Below are 22,523 nucleotides of genomic sequence, written 5' to 3' on the forward strand. Positions count from 1 at the left end.
GTGCCGTCAGCGGCCGGTCTTCGGGGCGAAGACTCGGGCGATCAGCCGGGCGATGAGGTTCAGGAGCATCACGAAGATGATGAGCACGAGGGCCGCGCCCCACGCGCGCTGCGTGCTCGGATCCGGGTTGGACGGCGAGGTCGGGTTGAGGATCTGCGTGTAGATGAACGTCGGCAGCGAGGACATCCAGTCGGAGAACACGTTGAGGTTGATCTTCGTGGCGAACCCGGCGGTCACGAGGATCGGTGCCGTCTCGCCGATGACGCGGGCGATCGCGAGGGTGACGCCGGAGGCGATGCCGGAGATCGCCGTCGGGATCACCACCTTCAGGATGGTGCGCCACTTCCGCACGCCCAGGGCGTAGGAGGCCTCGCGCAGCTCGTTGGGGACGATGCGCAGCATCTCCTCGCTCGAGCGGACCACCACGGGGATCATGAGCACGGACAGCGCGACGGCCGCCACGAAGCCGGTCTTGGTCCCGGGGCCCAGGAGCGTGGCGAAGAAGGCCGCGGCGAACAGGCCCGCGACGATCGAGGGGATGCCGGTCATCACGTCGACGAAGAAGGTGATGGCCCGCGACAGGGGGCGGCCGTTGCCGTACTCGACGAGGTAGACCGAGGTGAGCAGGCCGATCGGCACGGAGATGATCGTCGCCCAGAGGGTGATGAGCAGCGTGCCCATGAGGGCGTGGTAGATGCCGCCGAGCACGCGGGTGCCGTTGTTGACGGACTCGTTGTCCTGGATGCCGCTGACGCCGTTCATGGACGTGCCGAGGAAGCCCGGCGTCGTGAGGCCCTTGAGGCCCTCCACCACGACGGTCCACAGGACGGAGACGAGGGGCAGGAGCGCGATGAGGAACGCGCCGACCACGAGGCACGTGGCGAGCTTGTCCTTGGCCTTGCGCGGGCCCTCGACGACGGCGCTCCAGCCCGCGTAGACCACCGTGAAGGCGATCGCGGCGAAGATGCCCCACCCGAAGAGGGTGAAGCCCACGAGGGAGGCGGCGGCCGCGCCGAGGACGAGGGCGACGGCGAGCGCGGCCCAGGGCGCGAAGCGGGGCAGGCGGTTGCGGGTCAGCGCGGAGCTGCGCCGCTGCAGGACGGTCGTGGCCATGTCAGTTGGCTCCCGAGAATTCCTTGTGGCGGCTGATGACCCAGCGCGCGATGACGTTGACCAGGAGGGTGATCACGAACAGCACGAGGCCAGCCGCGATGAGCGTGCTGAGGCTGAGGCCCGAGGCCTCCGGGAAGTTGAGGGCGATCTCGGCGGCGATCGTCTGGTTGCCGGACCGGATGAGGCTCGCGATGAGGGGCCCCGAGGAGAGCACGAGCGCCACGGCCATCGTCTCGCCGAGCGCGCGGCCGAGTCCGAGCATGATCGCGCTGATGACTCCGGGCCGGGCGAACGGGAAGACGGCCATGCGGACCATCTCCCAGCGGGTCGCGCCGAGCGCGAGCGCGGCCTCCTCGTGGAGCTTGGGCGTCTGGAGGAAGATCTCGCGGGAGATCGAGGTGATGATCGGGATGACCATGACGGCGAGGACGATCGCCGCGGTGAGGATCGTCTTGCCGGTCGCGGAGGCCGGGCCGGCGAAGATCGGGAGCCACCCGAGGGTGGAGGCGAGCCACGTGTAGCCGGGGACGACGGCGGGCGCGAGGAACAGGATGCCCCACGCCCCGAAGATGACCGACGGGATGGCCGCGAGGAGGTCGATGACGTAGCCGAGGACCTGCGCGAGCTTCCGCGGGGCGTAGTGCGAGATGAAGAGCGCCACGCCGATCGAGATCGGCGTCGCGATGACGAGCGCGATGGCCGCGGCGATCACGGTGCCGATGACGAGCGGGAGGATGTACGCCCAGAAGCCCTGGCCGCCGGCCACCTGGTCCTGCGGCGCGACGAGCGCGGGCACGGCCTGGGCGACGAGGAATGCGGCGACAGCGAACAGGACGACGAGGATGATCACGCCCGCCGCGAGGGCAGCGCCGGAGAAGATCCTGTCCCCCGAGGCCCCGCCGCGGGACCCGAAGGGGCTGCGGCCGCCGGACTGCTCGGAGTTCGTATCGGTCTGGGTGGTTGTCACGTCCGGTCCCTCGAGTGCGGCATCGAGATGCCCGCCGTCAGTTCTCGTCATCTTGTCACGTCCTCTGGTACCCAGTGCAATGCCCGCCCCAGCCGGAATCGGCCGGGGCGGGCGGTCACGGCGCGGAAGGTCAGGACTTGGCCTTGATCGACTCGATCGCGGTCTTGGCCTTGGCGGCGAGGTCCGAGGAGAGCGGGGCGCTCTTCGCGGCCGAGGCGGCGGCCTTCTGGCCGGCGTCGGAGACCACGTAGGTCTCCCAGGCCTTCACGAGGTCGGCCGTGGCCTGGTCCTTGTAGGTCGTGCAGACCACGTGGTAGGACACGAGCACGATCGGGTAGGCCGAGGAGTCCGTGGGCGTGCGGTCCAGGTTCAGCGCCAGATCGTTCGCGGCGCGGCCGGCAGCCGGCTTGGAAAGGGCCACGGCCTTCGCGGCGCCCTCGGCGGAGAGGGCGACGAACGTGTTGCCTACCTTGACCTTGGCCTTGCCCAGGCTGCTGGTCACGGCGGAGTCGTCGGCGTAGGCGAAGGCACCGGGGGTGTCGGTGACGGTCTTGACCACGCCGGAGGTGCCCTTGGCGTTCTCGCCCGGGAGCGAGGACGGCCAGGTCTGGGCGCCCTTGTCGGTCCACACGGACGGGGCGGCCGCGGCCAGGTACTCCGTGAAGTTCTGGGTGGTGCCCGAGTCATCGGAGCGGTGCACCGGGGTGATCTTCAGGTCCGGGAGGCTGACACCCGAGTTGTCCGCGGCGATCGCCGGGTCGTTCCACTTGGTGACCGTGCCGCGGAAGATCTTGGCGATCGTGTCCGGGGTGAGGTTGAGCTCCTTCACGCCCGGGACGTTGAACGTCACGGCGATCGGGGAGATGTAGACGGGGATGTCCAGCGCGCCGTCCGGGCCGCAGACCTGCTTGGCGGAGGTGAGCTCCTCGGCCTTCATGGCCGCGTCGGAGCCGGCGAACTGGCTCGCGCCGGAGATGAAGGTCTTGCGGCCTGCGCCGGAGCCGTCCGGGGAGTACTGGACGGTCACGCCGGGGTTGGCCTGGGTGAAGCCCTGCTTCCAGGCGTCGATGGCGGAGGCCTGGGCGCTCGAGCCGGTGCCGGTGAGCGTGCCGGTGACCTTGGAGCCGGATGCGGCTGCGGTGTTCTGGGTGCCGGTCGCGTTGTCAGAGCCGCAGGCGGAGAGCGCGAGAGCCCCGGCAGCGACGACAGCGACGGCCGAGAGGCGGCCGAAACGGAGTGCCTTCACGAATGATGCCCCTTCTTGGGTGGTTTGGGTGCGTACGAGCCGTACTGTTGTCGAAGCTAGGGCCGACAGGTAACGAGTCTGCTCGCGCATGGTTAACGAAAGATGAACTGCGCACGGATTCCGCGTGACGGGGGCGCCGCAGGCTTGCCATCTTCATCACACCGCACTAATGCAGCCTCCCCTGCGGCCCTCGCGGGCAGGGGCCGTCCCTAGACTTGGCCTCTATGGACACGAAGGGCGCGCCGGCCGTCGCGGGAGCGTGGTCGCTCGCGCGCGACTACCTCAAGGACCTCAGGTCCTCGGGCATCGTGCGCGTGCGCCGGTCCCTCATGCCCGCCGTCGCGATGACGCTCGGCGCCGTGTCCGCGTACTTCATCGCCGAGTACGGGCTCGGGCACACGGCCCCGATCTTCGCCGCCACCTCCGCGCTCGTCTCGCTCGGATTCGGGCGGGACCTCACGGTGCGCAAGGTGCTCGAGGTGGCCGTCGGCTGCACCCTCGGCATCGCGGTGGGCGACCTGCTCATGCACCTGCTCGGCGCGGGGCTCTGGCAGGCCGGGATCATCCTGTTCATCTCCATCCTGCTCGCCCGGTTCATCGACCGCGGGGTCATCCTGGCGACCCAGCTCGGCGTCCAGTCGCTGTTCGTCGTGCTGCTGCCGCCGGCGAGCGGCGGCCCGTTCACGCGCAGCCTCGACGCGATCGTGGGCGGCCTCATGGCCCTGGCCATCACCGCCCTCTTCCCCCGGGATCCGCGGGTCCAGCCCCGGCGGGACCTGCGGGAGCTCGTGGACACGTTCTCCACGATGCTGCGCGAGTGCGCCGGCGCCCTCGCCGAGGCCGACTCGACCCAGGCCTGGCACGCCCTCGTCCGCGGCCGCGGCTCGCAGGGAAAGGTCGACGCGATCCGGGCGAGCCTCGTGACGTCTTCGGAGGTGACCCGGCTCGCCCCGGCCTACCGCCGCCACCGGGCAGAGCTCGAGGAGATCGAGACGGCGGTCGAGTACCTCGACCTGGCGCTGCGCAACGGCCGGGTCGTGGCGCGCCGGCTCGCCTCCGTCATCAACAACGCGGCCCTGGCCCAGGCCGCGGCCGAGAGCATCGCCCAGCTCCTCGAGGACACCGCCGACGCCCTCGAGGACATGGCCCGGGGCCTCATCGCCGAGCGCCACGAGGAGCGCAGCGCGCAGATGCGCTCGGCCCGGCTGGCCCTGTCCGAGATCGCGGCCCGCACGCACCCCCGCCAGCTTCGGGTCGAGCGGCTCGAGGGCGAGGCCCTCGTGATCCTGCTGCGGCCCATGGTCATCGACCTGCTCGAGGCCACCGGCTACGACCGGCAGGAGGCGGTCGCGCTCCTGCCCCGGCTCTAGGCTGGGGGCTCGCGTCCGCCGGGCCGGCGCGAGAAGTGTCGGCGGCCTGGAATAGCCTTGGCGCATGGCGACGAAGACCTCTACGCGCACGGCGGCACGCTCCGGGAAGGCGCCGGGCTACCGCTGCGCGGAGTGCGGATGGACCACCGCCAAGTGGGTTGGCCGCTGCGGCGAGTGTCAGGCGTGGGGCACCGTGGAGGAGGTCGGCGGGGTCGTGGCGCGCACGACGGCGGCCGCGACCGTCCTCGAGGCGGCGCGCCCGATCGCCGAGGTCGACGCGACCGACGCCGCGTTCCTGCCGACCGGGGTCGGCGAGCTCGACCGCGTCCTCGGCGGGGGCCTCGTCCCCGGTGCGGTGATCCTGCTCGCCGGCGAGCCCGGGGTCGGCAAGTCCACGCTCCTGCTCGACGTCGCGGCCAAGGTCGCCGGGGGCGGAAAGGACGTCCTCTACGTCACGGGCGAGGAGTCCGCCGCCCAGGTCAAGCTGCGGGCCGAGCGGATCGACGCCGTCGCGCCGCGGCTGTTCCTCGCCGCGGAGACGGACCTCTCCCAGGCGCTCGGCCACGTCGAGAAGGTCTCACCCCAGCTGCTCGTCGTGGACTCGGTGCAGACGCTTTCGAGCCCCGAAGTGGACGGGAGCGCGGGCGGCGTCTCGCAGGTGCGCGAGGTCGCCGCCTCGATCATCGCGGCGGCGAAGCGGCGCAACATGACCACCCTCCTCGTCGGGCACGTCACGAAGGACGGCTCGATCGCCGGCCCGCGGCTGCTCGAGCACCTCGTCGACGTGGTCTGCCAGTTCGAGGGCGAGCGCCACTCGCGCCTCAGGCTCCTGCGCGCGGTCAAGAACCGGTACGGTCCCACCGACGAGGTGGGCTGCTTCGACCTGGCCGAGACCGGGATCATGAGCGTGGCGGACCCGTCCGGGCTGTTCGTCTCCCGCACCAAGGATCCCGTCTCCGGCACCTGCATCACCGTCACCCTCGAGGGCCGCCGGCCGCTGCTCGCGGAGGTGCAGTCGCTGCTCGCGGAATCGGCCACCTCCCAGCCGCGGCGCGCCACGAGCGGCCTTGACTCCTCGCGGGTCTCGATGCTGCTCGCGGTACTCCAGCAGCGCGCGGGCTGCCTCCTGCACAAGGACGACACCTACGTGGCCACGGTGGGGGGCGTGCGGCTGAGCGAGCCGGCCACCGACCTCGCCATCGCGCTCGCCGTCGCCTCCGCGAAGACCCGCACGGCCCTCCCCCAGCGGCTCATCGCCTTCGGCGAGGTGGGCCTCGCCGGCGAGGTCCGGCCCGTCCCGGGGATCGGGCGGCGCATCCAGGAGGCGCACCGCCTCGGCTTCACCCACGCGGTGGTGCCCGCGAGCCCGAACGGACCCGGTGAGGTGCCCCCCGGCTTCCGGGTCAAGGAGGTCAGCCACGTCGCCGAGGCCCTCGAGCTCCTCATCCCCGGCGCGGAGTAGGGGCCCGGTCGTGCCCGAATCGTTGCCTTCCGTGCCCTGACAACCGGCTCCGCCTGCGACACGCGCGGATACCATGGGAACCGTGCCCCGCGCCACGCGCGGCGCAGGAAAGGGAAACACTCATGGCTCGGACCCCCGAGGACGTGCTCAAAGCCACCTTGGCCCGGGTCGCACCCGGAACCGGCCTCCGCGACGGCCTCGAGCGCATCCTGAGGGGCCGGACGGGCGCCCTGATCGTCCTCGGCTATGACCGGACCGTCGAGTCGCTGTGCTCGGGCGGCTTCGAGATCGGGATCGAGTTCTCCCCCACCCGGCTGCGCGAGCTGGCCAAGATGGACGGCGCGATCGTGTGCGACCGCGACGCCCGCACCATCGTCAAGGCCGCCGTGCACCTCGTCCCCGACTCCTCGATCGAGACCCACGAGTCGGGCACCCGCCACCGCACCGCGGAGCGCGTCGCGAAGCAGACCGGGCTGCCGGTCATCTCGGTGAGCCAGTCCATGCAGATCATCGCCCTGTACGTGCAGGGCATCCGGCACGTGATCGAGAACTCCGAGCGGGTCCTCGCGCGCGCCAACCAGGCCCTCGCGACCCTCGAGCGCTACCGCGCGCGCCTCGACCAGGTCACCCACTCCCTGTCCGCCCTGGAGATCGAGGCCATGGTCACGGTGCGCGACGTCGCCCAGACCCTCCAGCGCCAGGTCATGGTCCAGCGCATCTCGGAGGAGATCGCCCAGTACGTCCTCGAGCTCGGCGACGACGGCCGTCTCCTGGCGCTCCAGCTCGAGGAGCTCACCACGGGGCTCGGGCCGGGTGCCGACGTCGTGATCCGCGACTACGCCGGGGACGGCGTCCCCCTCGAGACGATCGACGCCGCGGCCACGGCCCTGACCCAGCTTTCGAGCGTGGACCTCATCGACCTCAACAAGATCGCGGGGATCCTCGGCTACGCCGGCGGCACCGAGACCCTCGACGCCGTGGTCCAGCCGCGCGGCTACCGCCTCATCTCGGGGCTCAAGTCCGTGCCCCGCGCGGTCTCGGACCGTCTCGTGGACCACTTCGGCGGACTGCAGAACCTCATGGCCGCGACCATCGAGGACCTCATGACGGTGGACGGCATCGGCGAGCAGCGCGCCCGCACGGTCCGCGAGGGCCTCTCGCGCATGGCCGAGGCCAGCCTGCTCGACCGCTTCCTCTGAGCCGGGTGCCCAGCGCTACTTGAGCTCGAACACGGCCTTGGAGCTCGTGACGGGGCCCAGCGAGGCCGTCAGCACATAGACGCCCGGCTTCGGCTCGCCGGTCACGGCCTTGCAGCCCTCCGTGCTGCGCACGCGCTGCCACGGGAAGTTCGCCGTCTCTGAGCCGCCGGCCGGGATCGTCTTGATCAGGTCCTGCGCGTCCGCCTGGCAGTCCTTCGACGAGAAGATGCGGTCGGCGCCGCTGACCACGAGGAACTCCATCTGCGTGGTGCCGACGTTGACCCCGCACGGGACGGTGTTCCCGTTGGTCACCTTGAGGGTGAACACGGGCTTGTCGGCGGGCGCGTAGCTCGCCTTGTCCGTCGCTGCGGAGACGGTGATGAGGTGGGGGTCGCAGGCCGGCGTGGCGCTCGGGCTCGGGCTCGCGGAACCCTGGTCCGACGAGGCGGATGGGCTGGCCGCGGACGACGCCGGCTGGCTGGCTCCGGCGGTGCCGGTCGCCGAAGCGCTCGGGCTGGCAGCGGCGGCCAAGGACTGCTGAGCCTCTGGTCCGGGTCCCCCCGCGGTCGAGCTCACGGCAGCGACGGCGGCCCAGACGCCGATGCCGAGCACGCCCAGGATGAGGACCACGAGGACGCCCACAGCGATGCGCCGGCGCCGGTACACCTCGGGGCTCTGACGCCGCGTCCCCTGCGGTGTGCGCGTACGCGCCCTGTCGTTGCCCTGCCCTGCCATGCTCCTAGGTTACGTAAGAGGTGGGCGGCCTGCCCCGCCCGGCGCGCCGCGGGCCGCTACAGTGGGACGAACCCCTCACCGTCCGGACCGCCGCGAGGCGTCCGCGTCCTGAAAGGCCCCCGTGACCGCTCCAGCTGCGACTCGCCGTCGTGCGCCCGGGCCTGACGCGCCCGGGTCCGACGAGGCCGGGCCCGACGAGGCCGCATCCGGTGAGACCGGTGCGCTCGCGCGCCTCCACACCGAGCTCGCCGACTGGTTCGCCCGCGAGGCCCGGGACCTGCCGTGGCGTGCCGAGGACCGCACGCCGTGGGGCGTGCTCGTGAGCGAGGTCATGCTCCAGCAGACCCCGGTGGGGCGGGTCCTGCCGGTGTGGCGCGAGTGGATGGAGCGATGGCCGAGCCCGGCGGACCTCGCGGCCGAGCCGGCCGGCGAGGCGGTCCGCGCCTGGGGCCGCCTGGGCTATCCGCGCCGCGCGCTGCGGCTGCACGCGGCCGCGGCCGTGATCGCGGCCGAGCACGGCGGGACGCTGCCGGACACCGAGGAGGCGCTGCGCACGCTGCCCGGCGTGGGCTCCTACACGGCGGCCGCGGTCGCTGCGTTCGCCTTCGGGCGGCGGGCCACCGTGGTGGACACGAACATCCGCCGCGTGCATGCCCGGCTCCTGGGCGGCGAGGCGCTGCCCGCCCCGGCGCTCACGGCGGCCGAGCAGCGGCGGGCGGCCGCGCTGCTGCCCCAGGACACGGCCCTCTCCGTCGCGTGGAACGCGGCGGCGATGGAGCTCGGCGCGGTGGTGTGCACGGCCCGCGCGCCCCGGTGCCCCGCCTGCCCCGTGGCCGCCGCGTGCGCCTGGCGGGCCGCGGGCGAGCCGCCGCCCACGTACACGCCGCGCGGGCAGGCGTGGCACGGCACGGACCGGCAGGTGCGCGGTGCCGTCATGGCGGTGCTCAGGGCCGCCGAGCACCCGGTGCACCGCGCCCTGTTCGAGCCGCCCGTGCCCGGCGCTCCCCCGTGGCCGTCCGAGGGCGGTGCCGTGACGGCCGCGCTGGGCAGGCTTCACGCCCTGGGAAGCGGGCCGGACCAGCTCGCGCGGGCCGTTGCGGGGCTGCTCGCCGACGGCCTCGCCGTGGAGGACGACGGCCGGCTGCGGCTGCCCTGACCCTGCGGGGCATTTCGACACAACCCACCGGCCTCAGAGCCGCATCCGGCCGAGTATCGGCCGCGAGTTGTGTCGATATGCCCGCCTCCTACTCGCGGGCGCGCCCGGGCAGCCAGCGGATCATGCGCGTGTTCCCGAGGGTGTTGGGCTTGACCCGGGCGAGGTCCAGGAACTCGGCGACGCCCTCATCGTGCGAGCGCAGCAGCTCGGAGTACACCTCGGGGTCCACGCCGGACTGGTCGGCCATGACCTCGAAGCCGTGCCGCTCGAAGAAGCCCACCTCGAAGGTGAGGCAGAAGACCCGCTGCACCCCGACATCGCGCGCCTCCTGCAGCAGCTGCTCCACGAGCGCGTGCCCCACTCCGCGCCCGCGCCACGAGTCCGCGGCCGCGAGGGTGCGGATCTCGGCGAGGTCCTCCCACATGACGTGGAGGGCGCCGCAGCCCACCAGCTCGCCGTCCGGCGCCTCGGCGACGCGGAACTCCTGGATGGCCTCGTAGTACGCCACGGACTCCTTCGAGATGAGGATCCGCCGCTCGGCCAGCGGGGCGACGAGGCGCTTGATCGCCGCGACGTCGCCCGTCCGCGCCCGCCGGAGGGTGAAGGGCAGGGCGGGGGCGTGGGCGGTCTCGGTCATGCGCTCCATCCTAGTTCGGGCACATGGCCGAGCCCGGCCGGCGCGGGATGGCCCCTCGCCGGCCGGGCGGGACCGCTGCTAGAGGCCGAGCTCCTTCGGCAGCTGGCGCTCCTCGCCCAGGAGGTGCTCGGCGAGGAAGGCGGACACCACGCCGTACCAGACCTTGGCGTGCTGGGGCTGCAGGATCCAGTGGTTCTCGTCGGGGAAGTACAGGAACCGGTGCGGGGTCCTGCCCTCGTCGTCGGCCGCGAGCTGCGAGGCGGAGAGGAGCTCCCACCACAGGCGCAGGCCCTCGCCGATCGGCACGCGGTAGTCCTTGTCACCGTGGATCACGAGCATGGGGGTGCGGATCTCGCCGACCGAGTGGTGCGGGGAGTTGGCCTGCATCATGGCCTCGTCCATCTCCTTGGCCCAGTACAGGGCCATGTCGGTGGTCGGGCCGAAGGCGTCGAGGGCCCACAGGCTCGCGTGCGTCACGATCGCCCGGAAGCGGTCCGTGTGGCCGGCCACCCAGTTGGCCATGTACCCGCCGAAGGAGCCGCCCATCGCCGCCGTGCGCTCGGGGTCGAGGTCGCCGCGCTGGAGGGCCGCGTCAGTGACGGCCATGAGGTCGGTGTAGGGCTCGGCGCCCCACCGGCCCCAGCCGCGGTCGATGAAGTGCTGGCCGTAGCCGGTGGAGAGGGCCGGGTCCGGCAGCAGCACGGCGTAGCCCTGGGCCGCGAGGAGCCACGGGTTCCACCGCCACGTCCAGGCATTCCACGAGCCGATCGGGCCGCCGTGGATCCACAGGAGGAGGGGGTGCTTCCCGCCCTCGGGGGACTGCTTCCCCTCCGGCGCGGCCGGCAGGGCGAGCCACGCGCGCAGCGGGGTCCCGTCCTCGGCGGTCGCGGTGACCTCCTCGAGGCGGCCGGGGACCTCCGGCCGTTCCACCGGGTTGCCCAGCCGCGTGGTCTCGCCGGTGGCGAGGTCGATCCGCACGGCCTCGGGCGGGAAGAGGTAGGAACTGCGCAGGGCGTACGCGGCCGCCCCGTCCGGGGAGACGAGGACGTCGGTGTAGGCCGCGTCGTCCTGCGTCACCGCGGTGGCCTCCCCGCTCGCGGGGTCGAGGCGGAACACGGGCGAGCGGCCGGCGTCGTCGGCGGTGACGAGCAGCGCGGAGCCGTCCGGAAGCCACGCCTCGGGGTGCGGCATGCGGTCCCACGCGGGTGCGAGCCGGCGGAGCTGCCCGGTCTCGACGTCGAGGAGGTGCACTTCGCAGCGGTAGGCGCTGGTCGGCGTCGTGTGCGGCTCGACGACCACGGCGACGGTCCGCCCGTCCGGGCTCACCGGGCCGGCGGTGTAGTCCATGCGGTCCTCGGACAGGAGGGTGCGGCGCGTGCCGGAGGCGACGTCGATCGCGACGAGTTCGCTGCGGAGGTCGCCCTTCGCGAGGGGCTTGGAGACGGAGGCGTAGATGGTGCGGCCGTCGGGGCTCGCGTGCGCCTCGCCGAAGCGGAGCGCCGGGCCGATGTCGGCCGTGAGGTTGCGGAGCTCGAGCGCGGGCTCCGCGTCCACCGTCGTGGGCTTGCCGGGCTCGGGCTCGGCCGCCGAGCGCTCGACGGCGAACAGCCGCGGCTGGGCGGGCCCGAGGTCGGAGTCCCAGAAGCGCACCGGGTAGGAGGAGTGCAGGATCGCCGCGACCTTGGCCTCCTTGCGGCCCTTGCGGCGCGCCTCGTCGTCAGCCTCGTCGGTGCTCCCCGCCAGGACGGACGCCTGGACGAAGGTGGCGTCGGCCTTCTGGGCCGTGATGACGCGCTCGACGCCGCCCGCGCGGCTGAGCGCGACCCTCGCCTCCCCGCCGGCGTGCGGCAGCAGCCAGAGCGCGTTGACCGGCTCCTCGTCGGGCTTGTCAGGGTCCGGCCGGGCCGAGGTGAAGTAGAGGTCCCCGTTCGCGGCGAACGCGGCCCCGGCCTCCCCCTTGGCGCTGCGGGTGATGCGGCGCGCGGGTGCCTGGCCGGCGGGGTCGATCTCCCACAGGGCGGAGCCGTACTCGGTGCCCTTGCCGTTGAGCGTCGCCACGGTGGTGACGAGGCGGGCGCCGTCGGGGCTGAGGGCCAGCCCCGAGAGGCGGGGCATGGCCACGTAGTGGTCGAGGTCGTGGAACGGCGTCTCGGGCCGGGTGGCGGGCTCTGCGGACGCGGGCGTGGTGCCGGCCATGGTGGCGGCGGCGGTCTCGGCAGTCATGCCTCCGATTCAACCCGGGATGTGGCGTGAAGCACAGGGCCGTTCACTCTTGGTGAAACAGTCCTTTCACACCTCAGTGCTCGCCGAACCCGGCCTCGACCTGCTCTCGGACGAACGCGAGCGCCTGCGCGGCCTCGGGCCCGGACGTCTCGACGACGAGCTGCTCGCCCTGACCCGCCCCGAGCGCCATGAGCGCCATGACGGACTGGCCGTCGACGCCGTTGACGGTCACCGCCGCGTCGAACGCGGACAGCCGACCCGCGAGGACCGCGGCGGGCCGGGCGTGCAGGCCCAGCCGATTCTTCAGCGTGAGGACGGCCGATTCGGTGGGCTCCGCGAGCTCGGGTGCCTCCTCGGCCTCGGCGCCGCGGACGGCCTCCTCCGCCGCGCGGGTCACGCCGTCCAGGCCCGCGCCCGCCTTCGACGCCACAGCGGCGGCGACCGCGCCCTCCACGAGGGCCGCGTCGGCGATCCGGACCTTGGCGCGCTGCTCCTCGTCGAGGAATTCGAGCACGGACTCGGCCGTCATCACGGCGGAGCCGAGGTCGGTCAGGACCACGACCCCCTCCCCCGTGTCGGCGGCCCCGATGCCGTCCATCACCTTCTCGAACGAGGTGCCCACCCCGCCGTCGTCCGTCCCGCCTGCCGCGACGAGGGGAACCCCGGCGGCCATCTGGGCGGCGACCTCGACCACGCCCTCGGCCAGGCGCGCGCTGTGGGAGACGATGAGCAGTCCGACCGGCGTCACGCCATGTCCCCGCTCGTGGCGGCCGTGACCGCGGCGCGCAGGATGTAGGCGCTCGAGACGGCCCCCGGGTCGAGATGGCCAGCGCTGCGCTCGCCCAGATAGCTGGCCCGGCCCTTCCGGGCCACGAGGGGCTTGGTGGCCTGGGCACCGGCCTCGGCGGCGTCCGCGGCGGCGGACAGGGCGGCCACGCCGTCCCCTGCGTCCTGGGCGGCCTCGGCGGCCGGGGTCCAGGCGTCCACCATGGTCTTGTCCCCGGACTCGGCCTTGCCGCGGGCCACGATCCCGTCCCTGCCGGCCGTGAGCATGGCGGCGACGGCGGGCCCGTCGAGGGCGTCCGCCCCGCTGACCGCCGTCGAGGCGCGCAGGTAGGCCGTGCCGTAGAGCGGCCCGGCGGCCCCGCCCACCTTGCTCATGAGCATCATCGCCGCCAGCTTGAGCGCGGCAGCGACGGAGTCCGGCGTCTCCTCGTCGAGCTTGGCGACGATGGCCCTGAAGCCCCGGTCCATGTTCTCGCCGTGGTCGCCGTCCCCGATCGCGCGGTCGAGGTCGATCAGCTCCTCGCGGTGCTCGGCGACGACCCGCGCGCTCTCGCGCAGCCACCGCTCGGCCCAGGCCGCGTCCAGTGCCGGCATCAGGCCCCCCACCGCAGGGCGGGTGTGTGCACCGGAGCGTCCCAGAGCTCCGTGAGCTCGTCGTCGAGCCGCAGGACGGTGACGGAGCAGCCCTGCATCTCGAGCGAGGTGATGTAGTTGCCCACGAGGCTCCGCTCGATCGTGATGCCCCGGTCGGCCAGCAGCTGCGCGGCCCGGCGGTACACGATGTACAGCTCGGACAGCGGGGTGCCGCCCATGCCGTTGACGAACAGGAGCGCCTTCTCGCCCGAGCCGATCCCGAGGTCCTCGACCACGGGGGTGAGCAGGTGCTCGGTGAGCGCGTCGGCGGGTTCGAGGCCCACGCGGTGGCGTCCCGGCTCGCCGTGGATGCCGATCCCGATCTCGATCTCGTCCTCGGCCAGCTCGAAGCTCGGCTTGCCCGCGTGGGGGACGGTGCACGGGGTGAGGGCGAGCCCCATCGAGCGCACGTTGGCCACGACCCGGTTGCCCACGGCCTCAACGGCGTCGAGCGAGTCCCCGCGCTCCGCCGCCGCACCGGCGATCTTCTCCACCAGGACCGTGCCGGCCACGCCGCGCCGCCCTGCCGTGTAGAGGGAGTCCTCGACCGCCACGTCGTCGTTGACGAGCACGGTGCGGACCTCGATGCCCTCGGCGGCGCACATCTCGCCCGCGGTCTCGAAGTTGAGGACGTCACCCGTGTAGTTCTTCACGATGTGCACGACGCCGGCCCCGCCGTCCGCGGCCTGGGTCGCCGGGATGATCGCATCGGGGGTGGGCGACGTGAAGACCGCACCGGGGACCGCGGCATCGAGCATCCCGCGGCCCACGTAGCCGCCGTGGAGCGGCTCGTGGCCGCTGCCGCCACCGGAGACGAGCCCGACCTTGCCCTGCACGGCACCGCCTGCCCGGCTGATGAAGATCGGATCGGTGTGGACGGCGACGAGGTCCGCGTGGGCCAGGCCGAAGCCCTCCACCGATTCGTCGACCACCTTCTGCGGATCGTTGATGAGCTTCTTCATGGCGCGCTCCTTCGCACGGTTTTCGCACGGTGTCCCGGGTGTGCTTCGGAGCGTACCGCCCGCTGGCGTGCTTTGGACAGTGCGCACGACGGCGCCCTGCGCACCTTCCGTGCGGGGGGCGCCGTCCCTGCGTGCCACTCGGGGAGGGGAAGGATCAGCCGGGGCTTTCGGCCTGGCCGGGACGGAGGCTCTCGCCGGTGACGGGATCCTGCTGCTCTCCGGCGCGTTCCTCCGAGGCCGTCGCCTGATCCGGCCTGCCCTCCTGCCCTTCCTCGCCGCCCTGGGACGGCTTTCCCTGCTGGGCGTGGCTGGCCTGCTCGCCCGGCTTCTGGCCCAGCTCCTGCTCCGGGCTCGGCTCGCCGTATCCGCCGCCCCCGCCGGTCTCTGTGGTCTCCGGCTTCTCCGGGTTCTGGCTGCTCATCGAGTCCTCCTCTTGCCCTGGTGCGTGTCTTCCGGTCGCCGGGACACTGCCCCCTGCCGGCCGCGGCGAAACAGACCCGTGGGTGCCTCCGCCCCGGCTCAGCGGACGAGCAGGCCCTCGGGGTCGAGCTCTGCGCGGGCGGCCGCGAGCCGCGCCGCGACCGTGGCGGACCATGCCGGCGTGAGGTCGCTGCGGTCGCCGAGGAAGTTCCTCGGGCAGCGGCCGTTGCCGAAGGGTGCCATGGCGGCCAGGATGTCCGCGATGGCGCCCGGGACCGCCTCGGCGATCGGGGGCGCGAGGACCCCCACCACGTGCAGCGCGTAGGCGAGGCCGTGCGCCGACGCCGTGCGCGCGTCGTCGGACGTCATGGCGCCGCCGAGGAGCCGGAAGTCGACGAGCGGAAGGATGCACTCGGCGTCCGGCCCGGCGACGGCGAGGACGGCCCGGATGGCTGCCTCGTCGAGGTCCACGACACCCGCACCGCCGGCGAGGAACGGCATCGGCTGGTCGGGGTCGGAGTAGACCCGGTCGACCTCGGCGTAGGGCAGGTCGTCGACGAGGTCCAGCAGCACCGGGGCCGCAGCCCGCATGGGTGCGAGCGCACGCTCACCGCCGCGGCCCACATGGGCGAAGTTCACGTGGACGGTGAGCCTGCCCGCCAGCTCCCGCGGCACCTCCGGCGAATCCGGGGCGCGGAGGAAGCGGATGGCCGAGTTGGAGGCGTCGGAAAGCGTGGGCGCCCAGGCCGCGAAGGCCCGCAGCACGTCCTCCGCGTGGCGGCCCTCGAACACGAGCGCGCCGCCGTAGACGAGGGCCACGGGGTACAGGCGGAAGGTCATGCCGGTGACGACGGCGAGGCCGGGGCCGCCGCCGCACAGGAGATCGAACAGCTCGGGCTCCTGGGTGCGGCTCACCGTGCGCGCATCGCCGTCGAGCGTCACGATGTCGAGGCTGAGGACCGAATCGGCCGCGAAGCCGTAGGTGCGGCCCAGGACCGGGAGGCCGCCGCCTAGCGTGTAGCCGACGACGCCCACGTCCGAGCTCGAGCCGTTGAGCGGCGCGAGGCCGTGCTCCGCGGCGGCGTCGATGACCTCGCGCCAGCGGGCGCCGGCTCCCACGGTGGCCGTCCGCGCCGCGGGATCGACCGAGACCGAGCGCAGGTGCTTGGTGCTGACCAGCACACCGCCCGGGATTCCTCGCTCTGCGCCGTGGCCGGTGGCCTGGACGGCCACCTTCACCGAGTTCAGCGATGCCCAGCGCACGGTGGCGACCACATCCGCGGCGTCGGCGGCCGCGACCACGACGTCGGGCCGGTGCGTCACGGCCGCGTTGAAGGCCTCGGCCTCGTCGGCGAAGCGCGGATCGCGCGGGTCGAGCACCTCACCGCGCACGAGGTCCTGCAGGGTGATGAAGTCGAGCTGGATGGTCATGGTGTCTCTCTGGTGGAAATCGGGGGCGATGGTTTCCGAGACCACGAAAGACGTTACGCGCGGGATGAGGGTTTGTCTAGCGATTGGATTTATTCGATCGCCGGGACCCTGCCCGGCTTGCCCGGAGACGCGGAACGGCCCCCCACCTCGAGGAGGTGGGGGGCCGCCGTCGTCCATCGGATCCGGCCTCGCGGGCCGACCGTCAGGACCGGTCGCTAGGCGCCGAGCTCCTTGCCGCCGCCCTTGCCCAGGGAGACGACCTCGGGGACCTCCGGGCGCGGGGTGCCGGTGAAGGTGAACTTCGCCGCGTCACCCTCGCCCTCGACGTCGACCACCACGATGTCACCCGCGGAGAGGTCGCCGAAGAGGATCTTCTCCGACAGCTGGTCCTCGATCTCGGACTGGATCGTGCGGCGCAGCGGGCGGGCACCCATCGCCGGGTCGTAGCCGCGCGTGGCGAGCAGGACCTTGGCGGCCTGGGTGAGCTCGATGCCCATGTCCTTGTCCTTGAGGCGCTTCTCGAGGCGGACGACCATGAGGTCGACGATCTCGATGATCTCCTCCTGCGTCAGCTGCGGGAACACCACGACGTCGTCGACGCGGTTGAGGAACTCGGGCCGGAAGTGCTGCTTGAGCTCCTCCGTCACGCGGGCCTTCATCCGCTCGTACCCGGTCTTGGTGTCCGTGCCGGACTGGAAGCCCGTCATGACGCCCTTGGAGATGTCCCGCGAGCCGAGGTTCGTGGTCATGATGATCACAGTGTTCTTGAAGTCCACCACGCGGCCCTGGGAGTCCGTGAGGCGGCCGTCCTCGAGGATCTGCAGGAGCGAGTTGAACAGGTCCGCGTGGGCCTTCTCCACCTCGTCGAACAGCACCACGGAGAACGGGCGGCGGCGGACCTTCTCGGTGAGCTGGCCGCCCTCCTCGTAGCCCACGTACCCGGGAGGGGCACCGAAGAGCCGCGAGACGGTGTGCTTCTCGGAGAACTCGGACATGTCCAGCGTGATGAGCGCGTCCTCCTCGCCGAAGAGGAACTCGGCGAGCGCCTTGGCGAGCTCGGTCTTGCCGACGCCGGTCGGGCCGGCGAAGATGAACGACCCGCCGGGACGCTTCGGATCCTTCAGGCCCGCACGCGTGCGTCGGATCGAGCGGGAGAGCGCCTTGATGGCGTCGTCCTGGCCCACCACGCGCCGGTGCAGCTCCTCCTCCATGTGGAGCAGGCGGGTCGACTCCTCCTCGGTGAGCTTGAACACCGGGATGCCCGTCGAGTTCGCGAGGACCTCGGCGATCAGGTCCTCGTCCACCTCAGCCACGCCGTCCATGTCGCCCGACTTCCAGGCGCGCTCACGCTCGGCCCGCTCGGCGATGAGCTTCTGCTCCTTGTCGCGCAGCGACGCGGCGCCCTCGAAGTCCTGCGCGTCGATCGCGGACTCCTTCTCGAGCTTGAGCCCGGCGATGCGCTCGTCCAGGGCCTTGAGCTCCGGCGGCGCCGTCATCCGGCGGATGCGCAGGCGCGCGCCGGCCTCGTCGATCAGGTCGATCGCCTTGTCCGGCAGGAACCGGTCGGAGATGTAGCGCTCGGCGAGGTTGGCCGCCGCGGCGAGGGCCCCGTCGGTGATGGTCACCCGGTGGTGCGCCTCGTAGCGGTCCCGAAGGCCCTTGAGGATCTCGATCGCAAGCGCGACGGACGGCTCGGAGACCTGGATCGGCTGGAAGCGGCGCTCGAGCGCTGCGTCCTTCTCGATGTGCTTGCGGTACTCGTCCAGCGTGGTCGCACCGATGGTCTGCAGCTCGCCGCGCGCGAGCATCGGCTTGAGGATGCTCGCGGCGTCGATCGCGCCCTCCGCGGCGCCCGCCCCGACGAGGGTGTGGATCTCGTCGATGAACAGGATGATGTCGCCGCGGGTGCGGATCTCCTTGAGGACCTTCTTCAGGCGCTCCTCGAAGTCGCCGCGGTAGCGGGAGCCGGCCACGAGGGAGCCGAGGTCGAGGGTGTAGAGCTGCTTGTCCTTGATCGTCTCCGGCACGTCGCCGCGCACGATCGCCTGGGCAAGGCCCTCGACGACGGCGGTCTTGCCGACGCCGGGCTCGCCGATGAGGACGGGGTTGTTCTTGGTGCGGCGCGAGAGGACCTGCATGACGCGTTCCATCTCGTGCTCGCGCCCGATCACCGGGTCCAGCTTGTTCTCGCGCGCGGCCTGGGTCAGGTTGCGGCCGAACTGGTCCAGGACCACAGAGCCAGCGGGTGTGCCCTCGGGCTGGCCCGAGCTCGAGCCGGTGGCAGCCGTCTCCTTGCCCTGGTAACCGGACAGGAGCTGGATCACCTGCTGGCGCACGCGGTTGAGGTCGGCGCCGAGCTTGACCAGCACCTGGGCGGCGACGCCCTCGCCCTCGCGGATGAGGCCGAGGAGGATGTGCTCGGTGCCGATGTAGTTGTGGCCGAGCTGGAGCGCCTCGCGGAGCGACAGCTCGAGGACCTTCTTGGCACGCGGCGTGAACGGGATGTGCCCGCTCGGGGCCTGCTGGCCCTGGCCGATGATCTCCTGCACCTGCTCGCGGACGCCGTCGAGCGAGATGCTGAGGGACTCGAGAGCCTTGGCCGCGACCCCTTCGCCCTCGTGGATCAGCCCCAGGAGGATGTGCTCGGTCCCGATGTAGTTGTGGTTGAGCATGCGGGCCTCTTCTTGGGCCAGCACCACCACGCGGCGGGCGCGGTCTGTGAATCTCTCGAACATTGCTCGGACTCCCCGGTTTAGCTTGGGTGCACTGCGTAGTTCGATGCTACGTGCCGGTGGCCCTGCCGGTAGGGCTGTTCGCCACAGGGTGAACGTCCCACTGCCGGGTGGGCCCATGAGCAGGCGCTCCTAGCATGGCCCCTGCCAGGAGCGCAGTCACTGCCGACATCCTGATCCGCCGCGCTCGTCGTGAACCCCGTCCTTCTCGGACCGCGGCACGAGCATTGGAATAGGCATTCCAAATGGTGGTTATGCGCCCGAAAACAGGAATTCCCGGTGCGATGCACCGGGAATTCCCGTTGGCCCTCTTCATGGGCCTTCTCTGAATATCCGGAAGGGATCAGCCGTTGGCCTGGCGATAGGCCTCCTGGATCTCCTGCTGAATCCGCCCGCGGGCATTCACGTTGTACCCGTTGTCACGGGCCCACTGCCGGATCTTCGCGGAGTCCGAATTGCGGGACCCCGAGGAGGCCGCACGGGCCTTCGGGGCGGCGCCAGTGCGTGCCGCCGCCTTGCGGCCTGCCGAGATGTACTGTGCCAGCGCGCTGCGCAGCTTCTCGGCGTTGGCCGAGGAGAGGTCGATTTCGTAATTCGACCCATCGAGGCTGAAGCGGACGGTCTCGTCAGCCTTGCCGCCGTCGATGTCATCCTCGAGGATGATCTGGACCTTCTGTGCCATCTTGGGCTCTCTTCTCTGTCATCGCCGGGGGGACTCAGCAAATGTGAGTTCAAGCAATCAGCGTCGGGGGCCCCTGAGGCGCCGGATCGGCTGAGCAATTACAGTATGAAGGCACAAAAGGCTGCGAGTCAAAAGGACTCGCGTGCGTCAATTCTCGGCACGCTCCTGCGATTCGCGTTCGGCACGGGCGAGCGCCTCGCGCTCAGACTTGTCCGCATTGAAGATTGCGCGCATGGCGAACCAGAAAATGAGCCCGACCACCACCGGCGGGAGCAGGGCAAGGACGTAATCCATCAGTTGGCCTCTGGCTTCAGAAGGGGGAAGAGGATTGTTTCGCGAATACCCGCCTGGGTGAACAGCATGACCAGGCGGTCGATCCCGAGCCCGATCCCGCCCATGGGCGGGGCACCGTACTCGAGGGCGCGGAGGAAGTCCTCGTCGAGGGCCATGGCCTCGTCGTCGCCCTCGGCGGCCAGCCGTGACTGCTCGGTGAGCCGCTCGCGCTGGACCACGGGGTCGATGAGCTCGGAGAACGCGGTGCCACGCTCCATTCCGCCGATGATGAGGTCCCACGCCTCGATGAGGCGCGGGTCCTCCCGGTGGGGCCGGGCCAGCGGCTGGGCGGAGGGCGGGTAGTCGTAGACGAACGTCGGGTTCAGCAGGGTCGGCTCGACGATCTCGCCGAACAGCTCGATCACGGCCTTCTCCTGGGTCCACAGCGGGTCCGTCTTGACGCCGTGCGCGTCGCCGATCTCGAGGAGCCGCTCGAGCGGGGTGTCAGGGGTGATCTCCTCGCCGACGGCCTCGGACAGGCCCGGGTACACGCCGATCCACTTCCACTCGCCGTCCAGGTCGATCGTGCCCTCCGGCGTCTCGATCCGGCGCGTGCCCATGACGTCGGCGACGTTGAGGATGATCTCCTTCATGCGCTCCGCCATCGTGAACTGGTCGGCGTACGCCTCGTAGCACTCGAGCGTGGTGAACTCGGGGCTGTGGGTCGAGTCGACGCCCTCGTTGCGGAACACGCGCCCGATCTCGTAGACGCGCTCGATCCCCCCGACCACAGCCCGCTTGAGGTACAGCTCGGTGGCGATGCGCAGGGTCATGTCCTGGTCGAAGGCGTTCAGGTGGGTCGCGAACGGGCGGGCCGTCGCGCCGCCGTGGACGAGGTTGAGCATGGGCGTCTCGACCTCGACGTAGCCGTGGGAGTCGAGGGTGTCGCGCACGCTCTTGGTGATCCTGGAGCGCGTGTACACCATCTGGCGCGCCTCCTCGCGGACCAGGAGGTCCACGTAGCGCTGGCGGACGCGCGTCTCCTCGTTCAGGCCGGCGTGCAGGGTCGGCAGCGGGCGCAGGGCCTTCGAGGCCATCTGCCAGGACTCGACCATGACGGAGAGCTCGCCGCGCCGGGAGGAGATGACCTCGCCGCGGACGAAGACGTGGTCGCCGAGGTCGACGAGGGCCTTCCAGTCCGCGAGTCGCTGCTCGCCCACGTTCGCGAGGCTGAGCATGGCCTGCAGGCGCGTGCCGTCGCCTTCCTGCAGGGTGGCGAAGCACAGCTTGCCCGTGTTCCGGATGAACACGACGCGGCCGGCGACGCCGACCGTCTCCCCCGTGGCGGTGTCCGGCTCGAGCTCCGGGTACTTCGTGCGGACCTCGGCGAGCGAATGCGTGCGCGGCAGCTTGACCGGGTAGGGCGCCTCACCGTTCGCGAGGAGCTTCTCCCGCTTGTCCCGGCGGATGTGCATCTGCTCGCTGGTGTCGGCGGGCCGGGCCTCGGGTGCGGGGTTCTGTGCAGTCACAGCATTCAATTCTAGGCCAGCCGCCTGTGAGCTCCGGCGGGGCCCTCGGGCGGGCGCGCACGCCCTGTGGTGGATGGGGCTGCTGCGGCGATAGCGGCTAGGCTCTGTGCATGGGTGTACTGCAGCTGACCTCGTCCACCGTGGCCACCAAGGACGGCGCTTCCCTCGAGCTCTTCACCGCCCCCGAAGGCGGGATGACCGCACGGGGAGGCGTCGTCGTCGTCCACGGATCGATGGTGACCGCCGAGCTGTACAAGGACCTCGCGGTCCGCCTCGCCGAGGAGCTCCACGTGCCCGTCCACGTGTACAACCGCCGGGGCCGCGGCGCCTCCTCCCCGCAGCCGGCGGACTACTCGCTGGCCACCGAGATCTCGGACCTGGCCGCCGTCCTCGCCCACACCGGCAGCGACGCCGTGTTCGGCCACAACTACGGCGGGTGCATCGCGCTGCACGCCGGACGCGAGCTGCAGATCGGGCAGATCGCCGTCTACGACCCCATCATCTCCTTCGAGGGCAGCATCAAGGCCGCCTGGATGCCGGAGTTCGAGGAGGCGCTGCGGGCCAAGGACGAGGAGAAGGCCCTCGCCGTGCTCCTGCGCGGGCTGCAGACGGCCGGGCCGATCTCCAAGCTCCCCCTGCCGATCCTCACCGTGCTCAACCGGATCGGCAGCCGGACACCGCTCGGGAAGGAGCTCTCGAGGCTCCTTCCGACCGGTCCCGCCGAGATCCGGGCGGTCGTCGCAGCCGACGCCGAGGCCAAGGGCTTCGACGAGCTGCCCCTCGAGACGCTCTTCCTCGTGGGCGGCGCGAGCCCCGAGTACTTCGCCGAAGCGGCCCAGAAGCTCGACGGCGTGCTGCCGGCCTCGGACATCGCGATCCTGCCCAAGCTCGCGCACGACGCCCCGACCCGCGCCGCGAAGCCGCTCGTCGATCGGCTCGCGGAGTTCTTCGCCAGCTGAGCCGGCGC

20 protein-coding genes are annotated in these 22,523 nt (G+C 71.7%); 5 read left to right on the forward strand and 15 right to left on the reverse strand.

Features of this window, described 5'->3' with window-relative positions; all coding sequences use genetic code 11:
- Positions 1–6: 6 nt before the first annotated feature.
- The 3 genes from pstA to pstS all read right to left on the reverse strand — a co-directional run bounded on the left by pstA (position 7) and on the right by pstS (position 3,326).
- On the reverse strand, positions 7–1,113 hold the full coding sequence (pstA, locus tag J2W21_RS02630) for a phosphate ABC transporter permease PstA (RefSeq protein WP_307112940.1): 1,107 nt from the start codon (positions 1,111–1,113) through the stop codon (positions 7–9).
- Between the two features lies 1 nt (position 1,114).
- Positions 1,115–2,131 (reverse strand): phosphate ABC transporter permease subunit PstC, encoded by a 1,017-nt coding sequence (pstC, locus tag J2W21_RS02635; RefSeq protein ID WP_307112941.1) that lies wholly within the window; start codon positions 2,129–2,131, stop codon positions 1,115–1,117.
- Positions 2,132–2,210: 79 nt separating this feature from the next.
- The gene (gene pstS, locus J2W21_RS02640) at positions 2,211–3,326 is read right to left on the reverse strand and encodes a phosphate ABC transporter substrate-binding protein PstS (protein WP_307112942.1); all 1,116 of its coding nucleotides are present in this window, start codon (positions 3,324–3,326) and stop codon (positions 2,211–2,213) included.
- Between the two features lie 224 nt (positions 3,327–3,550).
- Here pstS and J2W21_RS02645 point away from each other — a divergent pair, with 224 nt between their 5' ends.
- The 3 genes from J2W21_RS02645 to disA all read left to right on the forward strand — a co-directional run bounded on the left by J2W21_RS02645 (position 3,551) and on the right by disA (position 7,357).
- A complete protein-coding gene (locus J2W21_RS02645) occupies positions 3,551–4,696 on the forward strand; it encodes an FUSC family protein (protein WP_307112943.1) in 1,146 nt (381 codons plus the stop codon).
- Between the two features lie 64 nt (positions 4,697–4,760).
- Positions 4,761–6,158 (forward strand): DNA repair protein RadA, encoded by a 1,398-nt coding sequence (gene radA, locus J2W21_RS02650; RefSeq protein ID WP_307112944.1) that lies wholly within the window; start codon positions 4,761–4,763, stop codon positions 6,156–6,158.
- Positions 6,159–6,280: 122 nt separating this feature from the next.
- Positions 6,281–7,357 carry a DNA integrity scanning diadenylate cyclase DisA gene (disA, locus tag J2W21_RS02655; RefSeq protein ID WP_307112945.1) on the forward strand — a complete coding sequence of 359 codons (1,077 nt, stop codon included), beginning with the start codon at positions 6,281–6,283 and terminating at the stop codon, positions 7,355–7,357.
- A gap of 15 nt (positions 7,358–7,372) precedes the next feature.
- On the opposite strand, the gene J2W21_RS02660 is transcribed toward disA, so the two are convergent.
- Positions 7,373–8,092, reverse strand: a complete 720-nt coding sequence (locus tag J2W21_RS02660; RefSeq protein WP_307112946.1) for a hypothetical protein — start codon at positions 8,090–8,092, stop codon at positions 7,373–7,375.
- A 277-nt stretch (positions 8,093–8,369) separates the two neighbouring features.
- Here J2W21_RS02660 and J2W21_RS02665 point away from each other — a divergent pair, with 277 nt between their 5' ends.
- Positions 8,370–9,248: an A/G-specific adenine glycosylase gene (locus J2W21_RS02665; protein ID WP_307113011.1), complete on the forward strand. Its 879-nt coding sequence runs from the start codon at positions 8,370–8,372 to the stop codon at positions 9,246–9,248.
- Between the two features lie 88 nt (positions 9,249–9,336).
- Here the strand turns inward: J2W21_RS02665 and J2W21_RS02670 are convergent, their stop codons facing one another.
- The 11 genes from J2W21_RS02670 to lysS form a co-directional block, all read right to left on the reverse strand.
- Entirely contained in the window at positions 9,337–9,885 is a 549-nt protein-coding gene (locus J2W21_RS02670; protein WP_307112947.1) for an amino-acid N-acetyltransferase, read from the reverse strand.
- 78 nt (positions 9,886–9,963) lie between these two features.
- A complete protein-coding gene (locus tag J2W21_RS02675) occupies positions 9,964–12,081 on the reverse strand; it encodes a S9 family peptidase (protein WP_307113012.1) in 2,118 nt (705 codons plus the stop codon).
- Positions 12,082–12,181: 100 nt separating this feature from the next.
- Positions 12,182–12,856 carry a dihydroxyacetone kinase phosphoryl donor subunit DhaM gene (dhaM, locus tag J2W21_RS02680; RefSeq protein WP_307112948.1) on the reverse strand — a complete coding sequence of 225 codons (675 nt, stop codon included), beginning with the start codon at positions 12,854–12,856 and terminating at the stop codon, positions 12,182–12,184.
- Positions 12,853–13,488, reverse strand: a complete 636-nt coding sequence (gene dhaL / locus J2W21_RS02685) for a dihydroxyacetone kinase subunit DhaL (protein WP_307112949.1) — start codon at positions 13,486–13,488, stop codon at positions 12,853–12,855. The genes dhaM and dhaL overlap by 4 nt, the downstream gene beginning before the upstream one ends.
- Complete coding sequence (gene dhaK / locus J2W21_RS02690; protein ID WP_307112950.1) at positions 13,488–14,489, reverse strand: dihydroxyacetone kinase subunit DhaK; 1,002 nt, start codon at positions 14,487–14,489, stop codon at positions 13,488–13,490. Before dhaK ends, dhaL begins: the two co-directional genes overlap by 1 nt.
- Before the next feature lie 154 nt (positions 14,490–14,643).
- Positions 14,644–14,910, reverse strand: coding sequence for a hypothetical protein (locus J2W21_RS02695; protein ID WP_307112951.1), 267 nt, complete (start codon positions 14,908–14,910; stop codon positions 14,644–14,646).
- A 98-nt stretch (positions 14,911–15,008) separates the two neighbouring features.
- On the reverse strand, positions 15,009–16,340 hold the full coding sequence (locus J2W21_RS02700) for an FAD-binding oxidoreductase (protein ID WP_307112952.1): 1,332 nt from the start codon (positions 16,338–16,340) through the stop codon (positions 15,009–15,011).
- A gap of 215 nt (positions 16,341–16,555) precedes the next feature.
- Positions 16,556–19,075 carry an ATP-dependent Clp protease ATP-binding subunit gene (locus J2W21_RS02705; RefSeq protein WP_307112953.1) on the reverse strand — a complete coding sequence of 840 codons (2,520 nt, stop codon included), beginning with the start codon at positions 19,073–19,075 and terminating at the stop codon, positions 16,556–16,558.
- Between the two features lie 340 nt (positions 19,076–19,415).
- Positions 19,416–19,754: a histone-like nucleoid-structuring protein Lsr2 gene (locus J2W21_RS02710; RefSeq protein ID WP_307112954.1), complete on the reverse strand. Its 339-nt coding sequence runs from the start codon at positions 19,752–19,754 to the stop codon at positions 19,416–19,418.
- A 147-nt stretch (positions 19,755–19,901) separates the two neighbouring features.
- Complete coding sequence (locus J2W21_RS02715) at positions 19,902–20,048, reverse strand: hypothetical protein (RefSeq protein WP_307006897.1); 147 nt, start codon at positions 20,046–20,048, stop codon at positions 19,902–19,904.
- The gene (gene lysS / locus J2W21_RS02720) at positions 20,048–21,502 is read right to left on the reverse strand and encodes a lysine--tRNA ligase (protein WP_307113013.1); all 1,455 of its coding nucleotides are present in this window, start codon (positions 21,500–21,502) and stop codon (positions 20,048–20,050) included. Before lysS ends, J2W21_RS02715 begins: the two co-directional genes overlap by 1 nt.
- Positions 21,503–21,666: 164 nt before the next feature.
- Between lysS and J2W21_RS02725 the strand changes: the two genes are divergently transcribed.
- The gene (locus J2W21_RS02725; protein ID WP_307112955.1) at positions 21,667–22,515 is read left to right on the forward strand and encodes an alpha/beta fold hydrolase; all 849 of its coding nucleotides are present in this window, start codon (positions 21,667–21,669) and stop codon (positions 22,513–22,515) included.
- Positions 22,516–22,523: the final 8 nt, after the last annotated feature.

Origin of the sequence: Sinomonas atrocyanea (genome assembly GCF_030811715.1) — a bacterium.
GTDB lineage: Bacteria > Actinomycetota > Actinomycetes > Actinomycetales > Micrococcaceae > Sinomonas > Sinomonas atrocyanea_A.